The sequence below is a fragment of the Nitratidesulfovibrio oxamicus genome, assembly GCF_015731765.1.
In the GTDB taxonomy this organism is placed as follows: Bacteria; Desulfobacterota; Desulfovibrionia; order Desulfovibrionales; family Desulfovibrionaceae; genus Cupidesulfovibrio; species Cupidesulfovibrio oxamicus.
This window is the reverse complement of the sequence record NZ_VRYY01000737.1, coordinates 1-640: the sequence shown is the minus strand read 5'-3', so window position 1 is coordinate 640 and position 640 is coordinate 1. Positions and strand designations below refer to the sequence as shown.

The window sequence follows — 640 nt, the reverse complement described above, 5'->3', positions numbered from 1 at the left end:
CCCCGCCGCGTACCCCGCCCGACCTGTGCCCCCCCGCCATGGCAGACCCCACGGCTGCGCCCCGTCACCAGAACGCTGCGCCGGGCACGGCACCCGGCCAGCCGCCGAGCCCGCCTTCGGAAAACGTGGACTACCGGGTCTCCTTCATCATCGCGCCGACGGGCAGCACTTCCGACGGCAGTGTCCCCAATGGCGCCCCCTCCCATGACAGTCTTCCTGACACGCCCCCCACATCCCGGCCCGATCCCGGCGCGGATGATCGGGAACTGCTGGACGCGACGCGCAACGCCAGCCTGCTGCAACGCCTTGCCGACACCCCTCCCGAAAGCATGACCGGCCTGCGACGCCGCATGCTGGCCGACGAGCAGGAAGCGGTGAAGGTGCTGCGCGCCCACGGGTACTACGCGGGCACGGCGGCGGGCAGCATCGACGACGGCGCATCGCCCGTGGCCGTCAGGCTGGAACTGCGGCCCGGCCCGCGTTACGTGGTGGGGTCGACGCGCATCCGCATCGTGGACGGCGCGTCCTCCCTCGCCACGAAATTTGCCCCCGCGCCGCCGCGAACCCTGGCCGACGTGGGCCTTGCCTCCGGCGCGCCCGCCATGTCCGACGCAGTTCTGGACGCCGTGGGACGCGTGCC

General features: G+C 73.0%; 1 pseudogene. It reads left to right on the top strand.

From position 1 onward, the window contains the following. A pseudogene (locus FVW20_RS17985) lies at positions 1-640 on the top strand (hypothetical protein); the annotation flags it as partial.